The organism is Pseudomonas sp. NFACC45 (assembly GCF_900113505.1).
Taxonomy (GTDB): domain Bacteria; phylum Pseudomonadota; class Gammaproteobacteria; order Pseudomonadales; family Pseudomonadaceae; genus Aquipseudomonas; species Aquipseudomonas tehranensis.
Genome location: NZ_FOPO01000015.1, coordinates 36817 through 51579 on the forward strand (window position 1 = coordinate 36817; position 14763 = coordinate 51579).

Below are 14763 nucleotides of genomic sequence, written 5' to 3' on the forward strand. Positions count from 1 at the left end.
CGATCAGCGGAACGGCGGCTCGTCGAAGCTGCGCAACTTGCGCGAGTGCAGCGAGTTGAGTTCGGTGCGCAACAGGTCCAGCGCTGCGATGCCGATCTTCAGGTGCTGGTTGACCGCCCGTTCGTAGAACGCGTTGGCCGAGCCCGGCAATTTGATCTCGCTGTGCAGCGGTTTGTCCGAGACACAAAGCAACGTGCCGTATGGCACCCGCAAGCGGTACCCCTGAGCGGCGATGGTGCCGCTTTCCATGTCCACCGCCACGGCGCGGGACAGGTTGATCAGCGGACGCTCCTGGGCCCAGCGCAGTTCCCAATTGCGGTCGTCGTAGGTCAGCACAGTGCCGGTGCGCAGGCGCTTCTTCAGCTCGTCGCCCTTTTCACCGGTGACATTGGCGGCCGCTTGTTGCAAAGCCATCTGCACTTCAGCCAGGGCCGGGATCGGAATATTCGGCGGCACGACCCGGTCGAGGATGCCATCGCGACGCATGTAAGCGTGGGCCAGCACGTAGTCGCCGATGGTCTGGGACTGCCGCAGCCCACCGCAGTGACCGATCATCAGCCAGCAGTGAGGTCGCAGCACGGCCAGGTGGTCGGTGATGTTCTTGGCGTTGGACGGTCCGACGCCGATGTTCACCAGGGTCACGCCATGGCCGTCATTGGCCTGCAGGTGATAGGCCGGCATCTGGTAGCGGTGCCAGACCACGCCTGCGGCGATCGCCGAGGCTTCACCGTGGTCCATGCCCTTTTCGATGATCACGTTGCCCGGCAGGACCATGCGCACAAAACGCGGGTCGCTGCGCAGTTGTTCCAGGCCATGAACGATGAACTGGTCAACATAACGGTGATAGTTGGTCAGCAGGATCCAGGGCTGCACATGGCGCCAGTCGCTGCCGGTGTAATGCACCAGCCGGCGCAGGGAAAAGTCCACGCGCGCGGCGTCGAACAGTGCCAAGGGCAGCGGGTCGGTGTTTTCCCAGTCGTAGAGGCCGTCGGCAATGCCATCGGTGGCGGCCGACAGGTCGGTACTGGGAAACACCCGCGCCAGCACAGCGGCGGTCACGCCGGAGCCGGCCAGTTCATCACCCTGCTCCACCACGTACGGATACGGGATGTTCTGCTCGCTGACACCCACTTCCACGGTGACGGTAAAGTCGTGCATCAGCGGGACCAACTGCTCCAGCAGGTATTTACGGAACGCAGCCGGATGGGTGACGGTGACACTGTAGGTGCCCGGCAACTGGACCTTGGCGTAGGCGCGGGTGGTTTGCGGGACTTCACCGTGGCAGTGGTAGGTCAGGCGCAGGGCGGGATAGCGAAACAATGCCCGCTGTTCGGCATCCGGCTCGATGCGATCCTTGAGGTACCGCTTGAGCGCCTGGTTCAGCGCAGTGGTCGCACGCTCGTGCAGGGCCGCCAGACGATCCACGGCTTGTTCGGCGGTTTGAACGACAATAAACGCTTCGGTCACGATCAGCTTCCTGTGTTCTGACTTGCAGGCCTTCATCTTGCCTGCAACGTCGTCCGACGGGAACAGTGGCGTATTGGGCGCGGTCGATCATTCACAGCAGATCCCCTGTGGGAGCGGGCTTGCTCGCGAAAGCGGTGTATCAGTCAGCAAAGATGTTGAATGGGCCGACGCCTTCGCGAGCAGGCTCGCTCCCACCCTTGATCACCACCAGCCGCAGATTCTTCAGTCGTCGCAAATCCCCCGTGGGAGCGGGCTTGCTCGCGATAGCGGTGTGTCAGTCACCCGCGATATTGGATGGGCCGACGCCTTCGCGAGCAGGCTCGCTCCCACCCTTGATCACCACCAGCCGCAGATTCTTCAGTCGTCGCAAATCCCCCGTGGGAGCGGGCTTGCTCGCGATAGCGGTGTGTCAGTCACCCGCGATATTGGATGGGCCGACGCCTTCGCGAGCAGGCTCGCTCCCACCCTTGATTTCCTGTGGCCGCAGAATCTTCAGTCGTCGCAAATCCCCCGTGGGAGCGGGCTTGCTCGCGATAGCGGTGTGTCAGTCACCCGCGATATTGGATGTGCCTACGCCATCGCGAGCAGGCTCGCTCCCACCCTTGATTTCCTGTGGCCGCAGATTCTTCAGTCGTCGCAAATCCCCCGTGGGAGCGAGCCTGCTCGCGATAGCGGTGTGTCAGTCACCCGCGATATTGGATGGGCCGACGCCTTCGCGAGCAGGCTCGCTCCCACAGGGGTTTCTTAGTCTCCTTAGAAACCCTGGGGGGTGGAGCGCGCCACGATGGCCTCGACATTCAGGCCTCGGGGCAAGGCGCCGTAGGCCCCGCCAGCCGAACCCAGGCGGCTGGCGATGAAAGCATCGCTGACGCCGCTGTTGCCCGCTTCCAGCAGCAGCTTGGCTTGCAGGCCGATGGCGATCTCTTCAGTCAATTGCCGGGCGCGGTACTGGATGTCAGCGGTATCCTTGAACGCCGCCTGCAACCGATCGATGTGGGCAGCCAGGCGTTTGTCGCCGTGGCCGTCACCCAGTTCGTTGAACAGCACTTCAAGCACGCCCGGTTCCTTGGACAGGGCCCGCAACACATCCAGGCACTGCACATTACCGGAACCTTCCCAGGTCGAGTTCACCGGTGCTTCGCGGTACAGGCGCGGCAGGATGCTGTCTTCGACGTAACCGGCACCGCCCATGCATTCGGCAGCTTCGTTGATCATCGCGGGGGCGCGTTTGCAGATCCAGTATTTGCCCACCGCCGTCACCAGCCGCGCGAACTTGGCCTCGTGTTCGTCACTCAAGTGATCCAGCGCCCGGCCCATGCGCAGGCTCAAGGCCAGGGCGGCTTCGCTTTCCAGCGCCAGGTCGGCCAGCACGTTTTGCATCAGTGGCTGTTCGTTCAACAACTTGCCACCGACCTTGCGGTGCGCACAGTGATGGCTGGCCTGGGTCAGGGCCTGACGCATCAGAGCACTGGAACCGACCATGCAATCGAAACGGGTCATGGCGACCATCTCGATGATCGTCGGCACGCCCCGCCCTTCTTCACCGACCATCCAGGCCAGCGCACCACGGAATTCGACTTCGCTGGAGGCGTTGGAACAGTTGCCCAGCTTGTTCTTCAGCCGCTGGATATAGAACTGATTGCGCGTATCGTCCGGGCGATGGCGCGGCAGCAGGAAACAGCTCAAGCCCTTGTCGGTCTGGGCCAGGGTCAGAAAGGCATCGCACATCGGCGCCGAGCAGAACCACTTGTGGCCCACCAGTTCATAGGCCTGCCCCGGACCGCTGGCGCCCACCGGATAAGCCTTGGTGGTGTTGGCCCGCACGTCGGTGCCGCCCTGCTTTTCAGTCATCGCCATGCCAAGGGTGATTCCGGCCTTGTGGGCCATGCCGACGTTTCGCGAGTCGTACTCGGTGGCGAGCGCTTTGGGCACCCAGAGCTCGGCCAGGTCCGGTTGCAAGCGCAACGCCGGGATGCTGGCGAAGGTCATGGTCAGCGGACAACCGGTGCCGGCTTCAGCCTGGCTGTGCAGATAAGTCATCGAGGCTCGGGCGACGTGGGCGCCGGGTTGCGGGTGGGCCCATGGCAGGCTGGGCAGGCCATGCTCGACGGCGGTGCGCATCAACTGGTGATAAGCGGGATGGAATTCCACCAGATCGATGCGATGACCGTAGCGGTCGTGGCTGGAAAAAACCGGCTTGTTCTGATTGGCCAGAAACCCCGCCTCCATCAGCGGCCCACCGGCCAACGCCCCATACGCATCGATCCGCCCTTGCGCCCAGCCCGCACCGAAACGCTGCGACCACTGTTGCAGCGGCAGGTCGATGCGATAGAGGTTGGCGCCATCCAGGGACGGTGGCTGATTGGTGACCTCGTGGGTTTCGGCGAACTGGTGCAGGTTCATGACAGGGCTCCTTGGTCGGCCAGCAGAGGTTCAGTTAAGCACCGCCCCAAAGCCGAACAAAGTGTCATACCCGCCTAAATATCGGCGCTTTCACCCTGCCTTGGACAAAGCACCCGTCGTTGCAGAATCGTGCGCAACACCTCGAATTTCACCGGTTTGCTCAGGTAATCGGTCAACGCGCCAGACGTGCAGCGCTCGTGATTCGGATGGGGACTGACCACAAACACCGGCAGATCCTCGCAGCCGGCGAGCGTACGGATCTGACAGCAGACCGACACCCCGTCCAGCGGTGGCGACTGGCAATCGAGCAGCACCGCGTCAACACTCTCGCCCTGCAGCATATCCAGTGCCGCGCGGCCGCTGTCGGCGGTACGCACCCGGTAACCAAGCTTGAGCAACATGCCGCGCATCACCAGCAGATCAATGCTGTTGTCGTCAGCCAGCAACACCGTGCAGTCCTGGGGCAACCGCGCGCTTTCTCGCGGGCTGAACGAGAATGGCGTCGGCGCCTCCACGGGCAAGGCCACTTCCACCTCGACATCCAACTGGAATCGGCTACCGCGACCGGGTTCGGAGGTATGGGTCAAGCGTCCGCCCAGCAACTCCACCAGCTGTCGACAGATCGCTAGACCCACACCCAGGCCGCCGTATTCCCGGGTCATGGAACCGTCAAGCTGGAAGAAGCGCTGGTACAAGGTCGCCTCCCCAAGGTCCGTGAAACCGATACCGGTGTCGATCACGGCAAAGGACAGCACCAGCCGATCGAGCCCCGACGGCCTGCCACTGACCCGCAGCGCCAAGCCCCCTGTGCGGGTGAACTTGACGGCGTTGTCCAGCAGGCATTCCAGGCATTGGGCCAGCTTGCCACTGTCACCGATCAGCCGGTCCGTCAGACCGGGTGCCACGTCGACCTTGAAATCCAGGCTCTTGACCGCCGCATTGGCCCCGAACTGCACCTGCAAGGCGTCGACCATCGCGCGCAGGCTGAACGGCGCCGGGTAGGCCTTGAGCTTGCCGGCCTGCAACTCGGTAAGGGTGAGGATGCCGTTGACCATGCGCATCATGTCCCGCGCAGAACCTGCGGCGGTCTGTTGATACTGGGTCAGCTCCTCGTTCATTTCGACGGTTTCCATCAACTCCAGCGAACCGATCACGCCATTCATCGGCGTGCGCAGCTCATGGGTCAAGGTGGCGAGGAATTCATCCTTGAGTTTGTTGCCATGGGCCAATTGCTGGTTGAGCACTTCAAGTTTTTGCCCGGCGTCGAACAGGGTCTGGGCCTGCTGCTCGCGCATGGCATTGATACGGTCGGCCAGGGCCAGGGACAACAGCGCTACTTCGATGGCCGAGCCGATCTGGCTGGCGTACATGGTCAGGAATACGTTCGGCAGATAACCGAGGACCATCATCGTATTGACGACGCCCCCCAGCAGAAACGCCGACCAGGCGATGATGAAATAACGCGCCACCCGCAGACCGCGCCACCAGGCGAACAGCCCGGCGGCGAAAATCACCACGGTAAACACCAGCGCCAATGCCGTCGCCAGGCGCAAGGCCAGGGCGTAACTGGTCATCAGCGACAGGCCCACTACTACTGCGCTGTAGACGATCAGCGCCAGCAGCAGCCGGTCAAGCCAGCAACTGTGTTGTGCGGTTTGCAGGAAACTGCGCGCAAACTGGCTGCCGAACAGGCCCGCACAACCGATGAAAAAGGGTGTTGCGGCATTGGCCCACCAGGGGTTGTCCGGCCAGAAATACTCCACGGCCGCTCCATTGACCGACAACTGATACAAGCCGAACGAGGCGATATAAACGATGTAATAAAGGTAACTGGTGTCCCGCACGCTCAGATAAATGAACAGGTTGTAGACCAGCATCCCCAGCAGTACGCCATAGATGATGCCCAATACGTACAAGCGCACGGGTTGTTGCTCGAGATAGGCCGTGCTCGACCACAACGTCAGCGGCGCCTGGATCGACCCCTGGCTCTGCAGGCGCAGGTACACGGACTGACGTTGTCCGGGTTTGAAGTCCAGGCTGAACAGGTAGTTGTTCTGGCGAATTTCACGGCTGGCGAACGGCAAGGCATCGCCGGTCTGGCGAACCAGGCGATACGCCCCGGCGCTATCAGGCAGATACAAGTCCAGATGGTCCAGCGGCGGATAGGCCAGTTCCAACAACCAGGTGCGCTGGGCGTCCGGATTGCCGGGGCGGTAGTGCAGATCTATTTTCAGCCAGAATGCCGAGCGCGAATAACCCGCGTTCAGCGTGGCTTTGTCATGGGGCTTGAAGTGCCCCAGCGCAGCCTCTGCCAGGACATCATCGATGGTGGCCGTGCCGTGGGTGTCTTCGAACACCTGCAGGGCATGGCCCAAGGGCAGACTTTGGGTGAATTCATCGAATTCGAGGGCGCTTGCCAAAGGGGGCAAGCACAACAGCAACATCAGCAAATAGCGCATTTAAGCCCCAGCGTGGCCTGTCCGGTTGAATCAGGAAGCCCCCCATTCCCTGAGTAGACGTAAAACCGGCATTACCTGTTATTGGTTGGATCCATTTCTAGCATAGCCGTTGATGGCCAATTTGCACCATTGAAATTTTTCCTACAGAGGGCTCTAGAACGGGCGTTCCAGCGCCAAGCATTGAGCTAGAGCTGTTGCTTTGGTCAGGTCGGTAAACTGGCGGGCCAAGGTGGCGAGGCGCTTGCTCGCGCTGGCCGTAGGAGCTGACGCAGTCTGCGATCTTTTGATCTTGATCTTTCACTCTCGATTTAATTGGCAATGGAAAGATCGCAGCCTCGCTCCGCTCGACAGCTCCTACAAGGATCGTGCGCCCCGACAAGGGGTTTGGTGGTAAGCTCGCGCACCATGAATATCTACAGCTCTCGCCCCGTTGTCCTCTGTCTCTCCGGCCACGATCCCAGTGGTGGCGCCGGTTTGCAGGCAGATATCGAAGCCCTGCTCGCCCAGGGTTGTCATGCCGCCCCGGCCGTTACCGCGTTGACCGTGCAGGACACGGTTAACGTGAGCGATTTCCGCGTGCTCGATCGGGAGTGGGTGCTGGCGCAAGCCAATGCCGTGCTCAACGATTCGCAGGTAGCGGCGGTCAAGCTGGGGATGCTCGGCTCACTGGAAATGGTCGACACGGTGGTCGAACTGCTGCAGGCGCACCCACATTTGCCCATGGTCTGCGACCCGGTGCTGCGTGCCGGCGGCGGCGGACGATTGGGCAAGGATGAAGTCGGCTACGCCATGCGCGAACGCCTGTTGCCCCTGGCTATCATTGCCACCCCCAACCTGCCGGAAGCACGCATCCTCGCCGAACTGCCCGAGGGCAGCGCCGATGAGTGCGCCGAAAAACTGCTGCCCTTCGTCAAGCACCTGTTGATCACCGGTGGTCACGGCGACGAACATGAAGTCCACAATCGCCTGTACAGCCGTGACGGTCGCCGCGAAACCTTCACCTGCCAGCGCTTGCCCGGCAGCTACCACGGCTCCGGCTGCACCCTGGCCAGCGCCCTGGCCGGACGGTTGGCCCAGGGCGAACAGCTGGCCAGCGCGGTCAAGACAGCACTGGATTACACTTGGCGCACCCTGCGCGATGCCGAACAATTGGGCAAAGGCCAGTTCGTTCCGCGGCGCCTGCCGCTGGATTTCTGCTCGTAGCTCCGGAGGCTGTGGAATGAAACTACGTGGCCTTTACGCCATCACCGATAGCCAACTGCTGGCCGGCAAATTCCTCGCGTATGTGCAAGCGGCACTGGAAGGTGGCGTCACCCTGCTGCAATACCGTGATAAAAGCAGCGACGAAGCCCGCCGTCTGCGCGAAGCCGAAGCGCTGCGCAATCTGTGCGAGCGCTACAAGACCCGGTTGATCATCAACGACGACGCCGAACTGGCCGCGCGCCTGGGCGTCGGCGTTCACCTGGGCCAGACCGATGGCCCGCTGGCGCCGGTGCGGGCGCTGCTGGGGCGCGATGCAATCATCGGCGCCACCTGTCACTCCAGCCTGGAGCTGGCCGAACAGGCGGCCAGCGAAGGCGCCAGCTATGTCGCGTTCGGACGCTTCTTCAACTCCAACACCAAGCCCGGCGCACCCAGCGCAAACCTTGAACTGCTCGACCAGGCCAGGCTCAAACTGCATATACCGGTGTGCGCCATCGGCGGCATCACCCTGGACAACGCCGCCGCGCTGGTGGCTCACGGTGTCGACCTGCTGGCCGTGGTCCATGGCCTGTTCGGCGCCGACAGCCCGCTGGAAGTGACGCGTCGCGCCCGTGCCTTCAACGATCTGTTGCAGATCAAATAATTTTTCGATTTCGAGAGCCCAACCATGTCCCGTTCCGAAACCCTGTTTGCCAACGCCCAGAAACATATCCCCGGCGGCGTGAACTCCCCCGTTCGTGCGTTCAAGAGCGTGGGCGGCACCCCGTTGTTCTTCAAGCATGCCGAAGGCGCGTACGTGACGGACGAGGATGACAAGCGCTATGTGGACTACGTCGGTTCGTGGGGACCGATGATCCTCGGCCACAGCCATCCAGACGTGCTGGAAGCAGTGCGCAACCAGTTGCAGCATGGCCTGTCCTACGGTGCCCCGACCGCCATGGAAACCGAGATGGCCGACCTGGTCTGCTCGATCGTGCCGTCGATGGAAATGGTGCGCATGGTCAGCTCCGGCACCGAAGCGACCATGAGTGCGATTCGCCTGGCGCGCGGCTTCACCGGTCGCGACAGCATCATCAAGTTCGAAGGCTGCTACCACGGCCACTCCGACAGCCTGCTGGTCAAGGCCGGTTCCGGCGCGCTGACCCAAGGCGTACCGAGTTCGGCCGGCGTACCGGCGGCGTTTGCCAAGCACACCCTGACCCTGCCATTCAACGACCTCGAAGAGGTCGAGAAGATGCTCGGCGAAGTCGGCCAGGAAGTGGCCTGCATCATCGTCGAGCCTGTAGCCGGCAACATGAACTGCGTACCGCCGGCGCCGGGTTTCCTCGAAGGCCTGCGCAGCCTGTGTGACCAGCACGGCGTGGTGTTGATTTTCGACGAAGTAATGACTGGCTTCCGCGTGGCCCTCGGCGGCGCCCAGGCCCATTACGGCGTGACACCGGACCTGAGCACCTTCGGCAAGATCATCGGCGGCGGCATGCCGGTCGGTTGCTTCGGTGGCAAGCGTGCCATCATGGAATGCATCGCGCCGCTGGGTCCGGTCTACCAGGCCGGTACGTTGTCAGGCAATCCGCTGGCCATGGCCGCCGGCCTGACCACCCTGCGTCTGATCAGCCGCCCGGGCTTTCACGCCGAGCTGACCGACTACACCACCCGTCTGCTCGACGGTTTGCAGATTCGTGCCGACGCGGCGGGCATTCCGTTCGTGACCACCCAGGCCGGTGGCATGTTCGGCCTGTACTTCAGCGGCGCCGATGACATCGTGACCTTCGAAGAGGTGATGGCCAGCGACGCTGACCGCTTCAAGCGCTTCTTCCACCTGATGCTCGACGGTGGCGTGTACCTGGCACCGAGCGCGTTCGAAGCCGGCTTTACCTCCATCGCCCATGGCGAGGCCGAGCTGAAAATCACCCTCGACGCCGCTGAGCGGGCCTTCGCCGCGTTGAAGTAAGCCTGTGGATAACTGACGCCGGCTGACGCTGGCGTCAGTGATTGACGACAACCTCTTACCCCTTTTCCTACGTATTACCCCTCGAAGCTGTCGATAGCGCTCCCTTGCAGCAGAAAAAACGAGTAAAGACTTTGTAAGGATGGCCCTGCTTATTTCATAATGCGCGCTTATTGGATCCCCCGGAGGGTCCGCGTGCCCCTCAGAGGTAAGTCGATTCCCATGAACCGCACCGGCCGCACCCTTGCCCTGGGCTGCCTGTTGCTCCTTCAGCCGCTGCTGGTGAACGCACAAGCAGGCGGCAACTCGTTGTTGATCCCGGCGATGGGCCGTTGCACGCTCAACACCCAGCCACAAGATCTCGCACCGGCACTCGACGCCTGTCAAAAAGCGGCGGACGCGGGCGATGCACAAGCGCAATACGAGTTGGGCGAGTTCTACTACGCCGGCAAGGCTGCGCCGCGCGACCTAAAGCTGGCCCTCAGCTACTTCGAGAAAGCCTCACTGCAAGGCCATGCCCAGGCGCAATACAAGCTGGGCGGCATGTTCTTCCATGGCGAAGGCGTGCCGGCCAACAACGTGCAGGCCTACATTGTCTTGAAGATGGCAGCGGTCAATGGCGCCGAAGAAGCCCTGGACACCGCCGACGAAGTCGCCGAACAGATGCCTCGCGACGAGCTGGAAGTCGCGACCCAGGTGCTGGGGCAGATCTTCCGCAAATACCTGATGGAATTGCAGAACGCCGACGGGCGCACGCCCTTCTCACCACTGCCCTGAACCGCACAGCCTCTTGAGCTCTGTAGGAGCTGTCGAGTGCAACGAGGCTGCGATCTTTCCACAGCCAATTGAATCGAGAGCGAAAGATCAAGATCAAAAGATCGCAGGCTTCGCCAGCTCCTACAGGGCCCAGCACAGCAACAAAAATATTTCTTACTTCTCAGGCATCGGCATCGGAAACGGCATGACATTACCGACCGCGCCGCGGGCTTCGCTGATTTTCGGGGTGCCCAGGCGCTCGACCTCGTCGATACGCACGATCGAATGCATCGGCACAAAACTGCGCACCACGCCTTCGAACTGCGCCTTGAGCTTTTCCTCGCTCGGATCGACGACCATTTGCGTGCGCTCGCCAAAGACGAATTCTTCGACTTCCAGGAAGCCCCACAGATCACTTTGATAGATCTGCTTGGCGTACATTTCGAACACCTGGCCCTGGTTGAGGAAAATCACCTTGTAGATTGGAGCTTCACGTTTGGTCATGGCTGGCGAAACACATCGGCGGGTAAAAATGAGGGCGCGAACTATAGCATAGCCACTGCTCGCACAGCGGTAGGAACCGGCTGACTTGTTCCCTATAATGCGCGGTTCTTTGAATCACGTGATGACTCCGTCCATGGCCAAGAAGCTTTACATCGAAACCCACGGTTGCCAGATGAACGAGTACGACAGCTCGCGCATGGTCGATCTGCTGGGTGAACACCAGGCCCTGGAAGTCACCGCCCGCGCCGAAGACGCCGACGTGATCCTGCTCAACACCTGTTCCATCCGCGAGCGCGCCCAGGACCGGGTGTACTCCCAGCTCGGCCGCTGGCGTGAACTGAAACTGGCCAACCCGGAAATGGTCATCGCCGTGGGCGGTTGCGTGGCCAGCCAGGAAGGCGCCGCCATTCGTGACCGCGCACCCTACGTCGACGTGGTCTTCGGCCCGCAGACCCTGCACCGTCTGCCGGAGATGATCGACGCCGCGCGCATCACCAAACTGCCGCAAGTGGACGTTTCGTTCCCGGAAATCGAAAAATTCGACCACCTGCCCGAACCCCGCATCGACGGCCCGAGCGCCTATGTGTCGGTGATGGAAGGTTGCAGCAAGTACTGCACGTTCTGTGTGGTGCCCTATACCCGTGGTGAAGAAGTCAGCCGCCCGTTCGACGACGTCATCGCCGAGATCATCCACCTGGCGGAAAACGGCGTGCGCGAAGTCACGCTGCTGGGGCAGAACGTCAACGGTTATCGCGGCCTGACCCATGACGGGCGCCTGGCGGACCTCGCCGAGCTGATCCGCGTGGTGGCGGCCGTGGAGGGCATCGACCGTATCCGCTACACCACGTCGCACCCGCTGGAGTTCTCCGACAGCCTGATCCAGGCCCACGCCGAAGTGCCTGAGCTGGTCAAGCATCTGCACCTGCCGGTGCAATCGGGCTCCGACCGGATCCTGGCAGCCATGAAGCGCAACCACACGGCGCTGGAGTACAAATCCAAGCTGCGCAAACTGCGGGCGGCGGTGCCAGGGATCTGCATCAGTTCGGACTTTATCGTCGGCTTCCCCGGCGAAACCGAGAAAGATTTCCAGCAGACCATGAAGTTGATCGAAGACGTGGGCTTCGATTTTTCCTATTCGTTCGTCTACAGCCAGCGCCCCGGCACCCCGGCGGCCGATCTGGCGGACGAGACCCCCGAAGAAGTGAAAAAAGAACGGCTCAACGCCTTGCAACATCGCTTGAACCAGCAAGGTTTCGAGATCAGCCGACAAATGGTCGGCTCCGTCCAACGGATTCTGGTGACCGATTACTCGAAAAAAGACCCGGGCGAATTGCAAGGACGGACCGAAAACAACCGCATCGTCAACTTCCGCTGCGACACCCCGGCCCTGATCGGCCAGTTCGCCGACGTACACATCGACGCCGCGCAACCGCACTCCCTGCGCGGCTCGCTGATCCAATAAGCACGCCAGTCCCTGTGGGAGCGAGCCTGCTCGCGATAGCGGTGTGACAGTCAATATCAATGTTGAATGTGACGCCCTCATCGCGAGCAGGCTCGCTCCCACAATGGGTTGGTGCCACCCTGTGATCAGATTGCCTTGTTTAAGAGCTTTCGCACCCAGCCTACTGGCGTTATCCTTGATTTCATCTTAATTGCCCCAGGGCGGCTAAAAACGACCTTGAACGCACCCATCGAACCACATCGTTTCATTCTCGAGCCCTTTGAGGCTCGCCGCTTCGCCAATCTGTGCGGGCAATTCGACGAGCATCTGCGCTTGATCGAACAGCGCCTGGCCATCGAGATCCGCAACCGCGGAAACCAGTTCGAACTGATCGGCGAACCCAAGCACACCACCTCCGCGGAAAACCTGCTGCGCCGCCTCTATCGGGAAACCAAGGGAAGCGAGTTGTCGCCGGACACCGTCCACCTGTTCCTGCAGGAGTCAGCCCTCGAAGAACTCGAGAACCACGCTCCGTCGGAACCTGCCGTGGCCCTGCGCACGAAAAAAGGCATGATTCGCCCTCGCGGCTTGAATCAGCAGCGCTACGTGAAGGAAATCCTGGGTAACGACATCAACTTCGGCATCGGTCCGGCCGGTACCGGCAAGACCTATCTGGCCGTGGCCTGCGCCGTCGATGCGCTGGAGCGCGAACAGGTGCGCCGCATCCTGCTGGTGCGCCCGGCGGTTGAAGCGGGGGAAAAACTCGGATTCCTGCCCGGCGATCTGGCTCAGAAAATCGACCCGTACCTACGTCCGCTCTACGACGCGCTGTACGAAATGCTCGGTTTCGAATACGTCGCCAAGCTGATCGAACGCCAGGTCATCGAGGTTGCGCCGCTGGCCTACATGCGTGGCCGTACGCTGAACAACAGCTTCATCATCCTCGACGAAAGCCAGAACACCACGGTCGAGCAGATGAAAATGTTCCTCACCCGGATCGGCTTCGGCTCCACTGCGGTGATCACCGGGGACATCACCCAGGTCGACCTGCCCCGTGGCACCAAGTCCGGGTTGAACCATGTGATCCAGGTGCTCAAGGACGTTCCGGGCATCAGTTTCACGCATTTCATGCCCAAGGACGTCGTGCGCCATCCATTGGTGCAGCGCATCGTCGAAGCTTACGAGCGCTTCGAGAATCATCAGGACGAGCGGGCAACTGCAGACAAGGGCAATCGCCACGATGCTTGAACTTGACCTGCAACTGGCCAGCGAACGCCCCGCCCCCAGCGAGGCTCAGTTACGCCAATGGTGCGAGCTGGCCCTGCGCCAGCGCAGCGCCGACTCGGAACTGACCATCCGCCTGGTCGACGAGCCCGAAGGCCGTGAGCTAAACCACACCTGGCGGCAGAAAGACTACGCCACCAATGTGTTGTCGTTCCCCGCCGACGTGCCCGACGAACTGCTCGACATTCCGCTGCTGGGCGATCTGGTGATCTGCATCCCGGTGGTGGAGCGCGAAGCGGCCGAACAAGGCAAGACCGCTGAGGCCCACTGGGCCCATCTGGTGATTCACGGCTGCTTGCATCTATTGGGTTACGACCATATAGAAGATGACGAAGCCGAGGAAATGGAGTCGCTGGAACGAACGTTGCTTGCAGAGCTGGGTCACCCCGACCCCTACGCCGGCGACGAACACTGATACATCAACCTGTAACGACAAAGGATTCAGAGTAATCGCTATGAGCGAAGATCGATCGAGCAACGGGCAGAAGTCATGGTTGGGCAAGCTCACCCAGGCTTTTGCCCATGAGCCGAAAAACCGCCAGGAGCTGCTGGAGCTGCTGCGCGATGCACATCAGAACAAACTGCTGGACAGCGAAGCGCTGGCCATCGTCGAAGGCGCCATCCAGGTCGCTGACCTGCAAGTGCGGGACATCATGGTCCCCCGTTCGCAGATGGTCAGCATCAAGGCGACCCAGACACCTCGCGAATTCCTGCCCGCCGTGGTCGATTCCGCTCACTCGCGCTACCCGGTCGTCGGCGAGAGCCATGACGACGTCATGGGCGTGCTGCTGGCCAAGGATCTGCTGCCGCTGATCCTTCAGGAGAACGGCGACAGTTTCAACATCAAGGATTTGCTGCGCCCGGCCACCTTCGTGCCCGAGTCCAAGCGCCTGAACGTGCTGCTGCGTGAATTCCGCGCCAATCACAACCACATGGCCATCGTCATCGACGAATACGGCGGCGTGGCCGGGCTGGTCACCATCGAAGACGTGCTTGAGCAGATCGTCGGCGACATCGAAGACGAGCACGACGTCGAAGAAGACAGCTACATCAAGCCGCTGCCCAGCGGCGACTTCCTGATCAAGGCGCTGACGCCGATCGAGAACTTCAACGAGTTCTTCGACAGTCAGTTCTCCGACGATGAGTTCGACACCGTCGGCGGCCTGGTGATGAGTGCTTTCGGGCACCTGCCCAAGCGCAATGAAACCACGGAAATCGGCTCCTGGCGCTTTCGCATCCTGAACGCCGACAGCCGTCGGATTCACTTGCTGCGCCTGTCACCCATTGCCCGATAAACC

12 protein-coding genes are annotated in these 14763 nt (G+C 61.5%); 8 read left to right on the plus strand and 4 right to left on the minus strand.

The genetic code is table 11. The features are described from left to right. Positions 1-3: 3 nt before the first annotated feature. From amn to BM132_RS24805, 3 genes are all read right to left on the minus strand, one after another. The gene (gene amn / locus BM132_RS24790; RefSeq protein ID WP_177193293.1) at positions 4-1503 is read right to left on the minus strand and encodes an AMP nucleosidase; all 1500 of its coding nucleotides are present in this window, start codon (positions 1501-1503) and stop codon (positions 4-6) included. Between the two features lie 717 nt (positions 1504-2220). After that, positions 2221-3870, minus strand: coding sequence for an acyl-CoA dehydrogenase family protein (locus tag BM132_RS24800; protein ID WP_092459419.1), 1650 nt, complete (start codon positions 3868-3870; stop codon positions 2221-2223). Positions 3871-3944: 74 nt separating this feature from the next. Further along, on the minus strand, positions 3945-6329 hold the full coding sequence (locus BM132_RS24805; RefSeq protein WP_092459421.1) for a hybrid sensor histidine kinase/response regulator: 2385 nt from the start codon (positions 6327-6329) through the stop codon (positions 3945-3947). A 405-nt stretch (positions 6330-6734) separates the two neighbouring features. On the opposite strand from BM132_RS24805, the gene BM132_RS24810 reads away from it, so the two are divergent. From BM132_RS24810 to BM132_RS24825, 4 genes are all read left to right on the plus strand, one after another. Beyond that, entirely contained in the window at positions 6735-7532 is a 798-nt protein-coding gene (locus BM132_RS24810; RefSeq protein ID WP_092459561.1) for a hydroxymethylpyrimidine/phosphomethylpyrimidine kinase, read from the plus strand. 16 nt (positions 7533-7548) lie between these two features. After that, the gene (gene thiE / locus BM132_RS24815) at positions 7549-8175 is read left to right on the plus strand and encodes a thiamine phosphate synthase (protein ID WP_092459423.1); all 627 of its coding nucleotides are present in this window, start codon (positions 7549-7551) and stop codon (positions 8173-8175) included. Between the two features lie 24 nt (positions 8176-8199). Next, entirely contained in the window at positions 8200-9483 is a 1284-nt protein-coding gene (gene hemL / locus BM132_RS24820) for a glutamate-1-semialdehyde 2,1-aminomutase (RefSeq protein ID WP_092459425.1), read from the plus strand. Between the two features lie 219 nt (positions 9484-9702). After that, entirely contained in the window at positions 9703-10257 is a 555-nt protein-coding gene (locus BM132_RS24825; RefSeq protein WP_092394551.1) for a tetratricopeptide repeat protein, read from the plus strand. A gap of 153 nt (positions 10258-10410) precedes the next feature. Here BM132_RS24825 and BM132_RS24830 read toward each other — a convergent pair whose 3' ends face one another. Next, positions 10411-10740: a DUF1820 family protein gene (locus tag BM132_RS24830; protein WP_016773045.1), complete on the minus strand. Its 330-nt coding sequence runs from the start codon at positions 10738-10740 to the stop codon at positions 10411-10413. Between the two features lie 133 nt (positions 10741-10873). Here BM132_RS24830 and miaB point away from each other — a divergent pair, with 133 nt between their 5' ends. The 4 genes from miaB (at position 10874) to BM132_RS24855 (ending at position 14760) form a co-directional block, all read left to right on the plus strand. Continuing rightward, on the plus strand, positions 10874-12202 hold the full coding sequence (gene miaB / locus BM132_RS24835) for a tRNA (N6-isopentenyl adenosine(37)-C2)-methylthiotransferase MiaB (RefSeq protein WP_177193294.1): 1329 nt from the start codon (positions 10874-10876) through the stop codon (positions 12200-12202). Positions 12203-12418: 216 nt separating this feature from the next. Further along, entirely contained in the window at positions 12419-13429 is a 1011-nt protein-coding gene (locus BM132_RS24845; RefSeq protein ID WP_092459429.1) for a PhoH family protein, read from the plus strand. Beyond that, a complete protein-coding gene (gene ybeY, locus BM132_RS24850) occupies positions 13422-13880 on the plus strand; it encodes an rRNA maturation RNase YbeY (protein WP_047229507.1) in 459 nt (152 codons plus the stop codon). Before BM132_RS24845 ends, ybeY begins: the two co-directional genes overlap by 8 nt. Before the next feature lie 40 nt (positions 13881-13920). Beyond that, a complete protein-coding gene (locus BM132_RS24855; RefSeq protein ID WP_025215634.1) occupies positions 13921-14760 on the plus strand; it encodes an HlyC/CorC family transporter in 840 nt (279 codons plus the stop codon). The last annotated feature ends 3 nt before the right edge of the window (positions 14761-14763 follow it).

Excerpts from the sequence above, each read along its gene's own strand:
- BM132_RS24855 (WP_025215634.1), top strand. The coding sequence starts at position 13,921 with ATGAGCGAAGATCGATCGAGCAACGGGCAGAAGTCATGGTTGGGCAAG.
- BM132_RS24810 (WP_092459561.1), top strand. The coding sequence starts at position 6,735 with ATGAATATCTACAGCTCTCGCCCCGTTGTCCTCTGTCTCTCCGGCCAC.
- thiE (WP_092459423.1), top strand. The coding sequence starts at position 7,549 with ATGAAACTACGTGGCCTTTACGCCATCACCGATAGCCAACTGCTGGCC.
- BM132_RS24800 (WP_092459419.1), bottom strand. The coding sequence starts at position 3,870 with ATGAACCTGCACCAGTTCGCCGAAACCCACGAGGTCACCAATCAGCCA.
- hemL (WP_092459425.1), top strand. The coding sequence starts at position 8,200 with ATGTCCCGTTCCGAAACCCTGTTTGCCAACGCCCAGAAACATATCCCC.
- miaB (WP_177193294.1), top strand. The coding sequence starts at position 10,874 with ATGGCCAAGAAGCTTTACATCGAAACCCACGGTTGCCAGATGAACGAG.
- BM132_RS24805 (WP_092459421.1), bottom strand. The coding sequence starts at position 6,329 with ATGCGCTATTTGCTGATGTTGCTGTTGTGCTTGCCCCCTTTGGCAAGC.
- BM132_RS24825 (WP_092394551.1), top strand. The coding sequence starts at position 9,703 with ATGAACCGCACCGGCCGCACCCTTGCCCTGGGCTGCCTGTTGCTCCTT.
- BM132_RS24830 (WP_016773045.1), bottom strand. The coding sequence starts at position 10,740 with ATGACCAAACGTGAAGCTCCAATCTACAAGGTGATTTTCCTCAACCAG.
- amn (WP_177193293.1), bottom strand. The coding sequence starts at position 1,503 with ATGAAGGCCTGCAAGTCAGAACACAGGAAGCTGATCGTGACCGAAGCG.
- ybeY (WP_047229507.1), top strand. The coding sequence starts at position 13,422 with ATGCTTGAACTTGACCTGCAACTGGCCAGCGAACGCCCCGCCCCCAGC.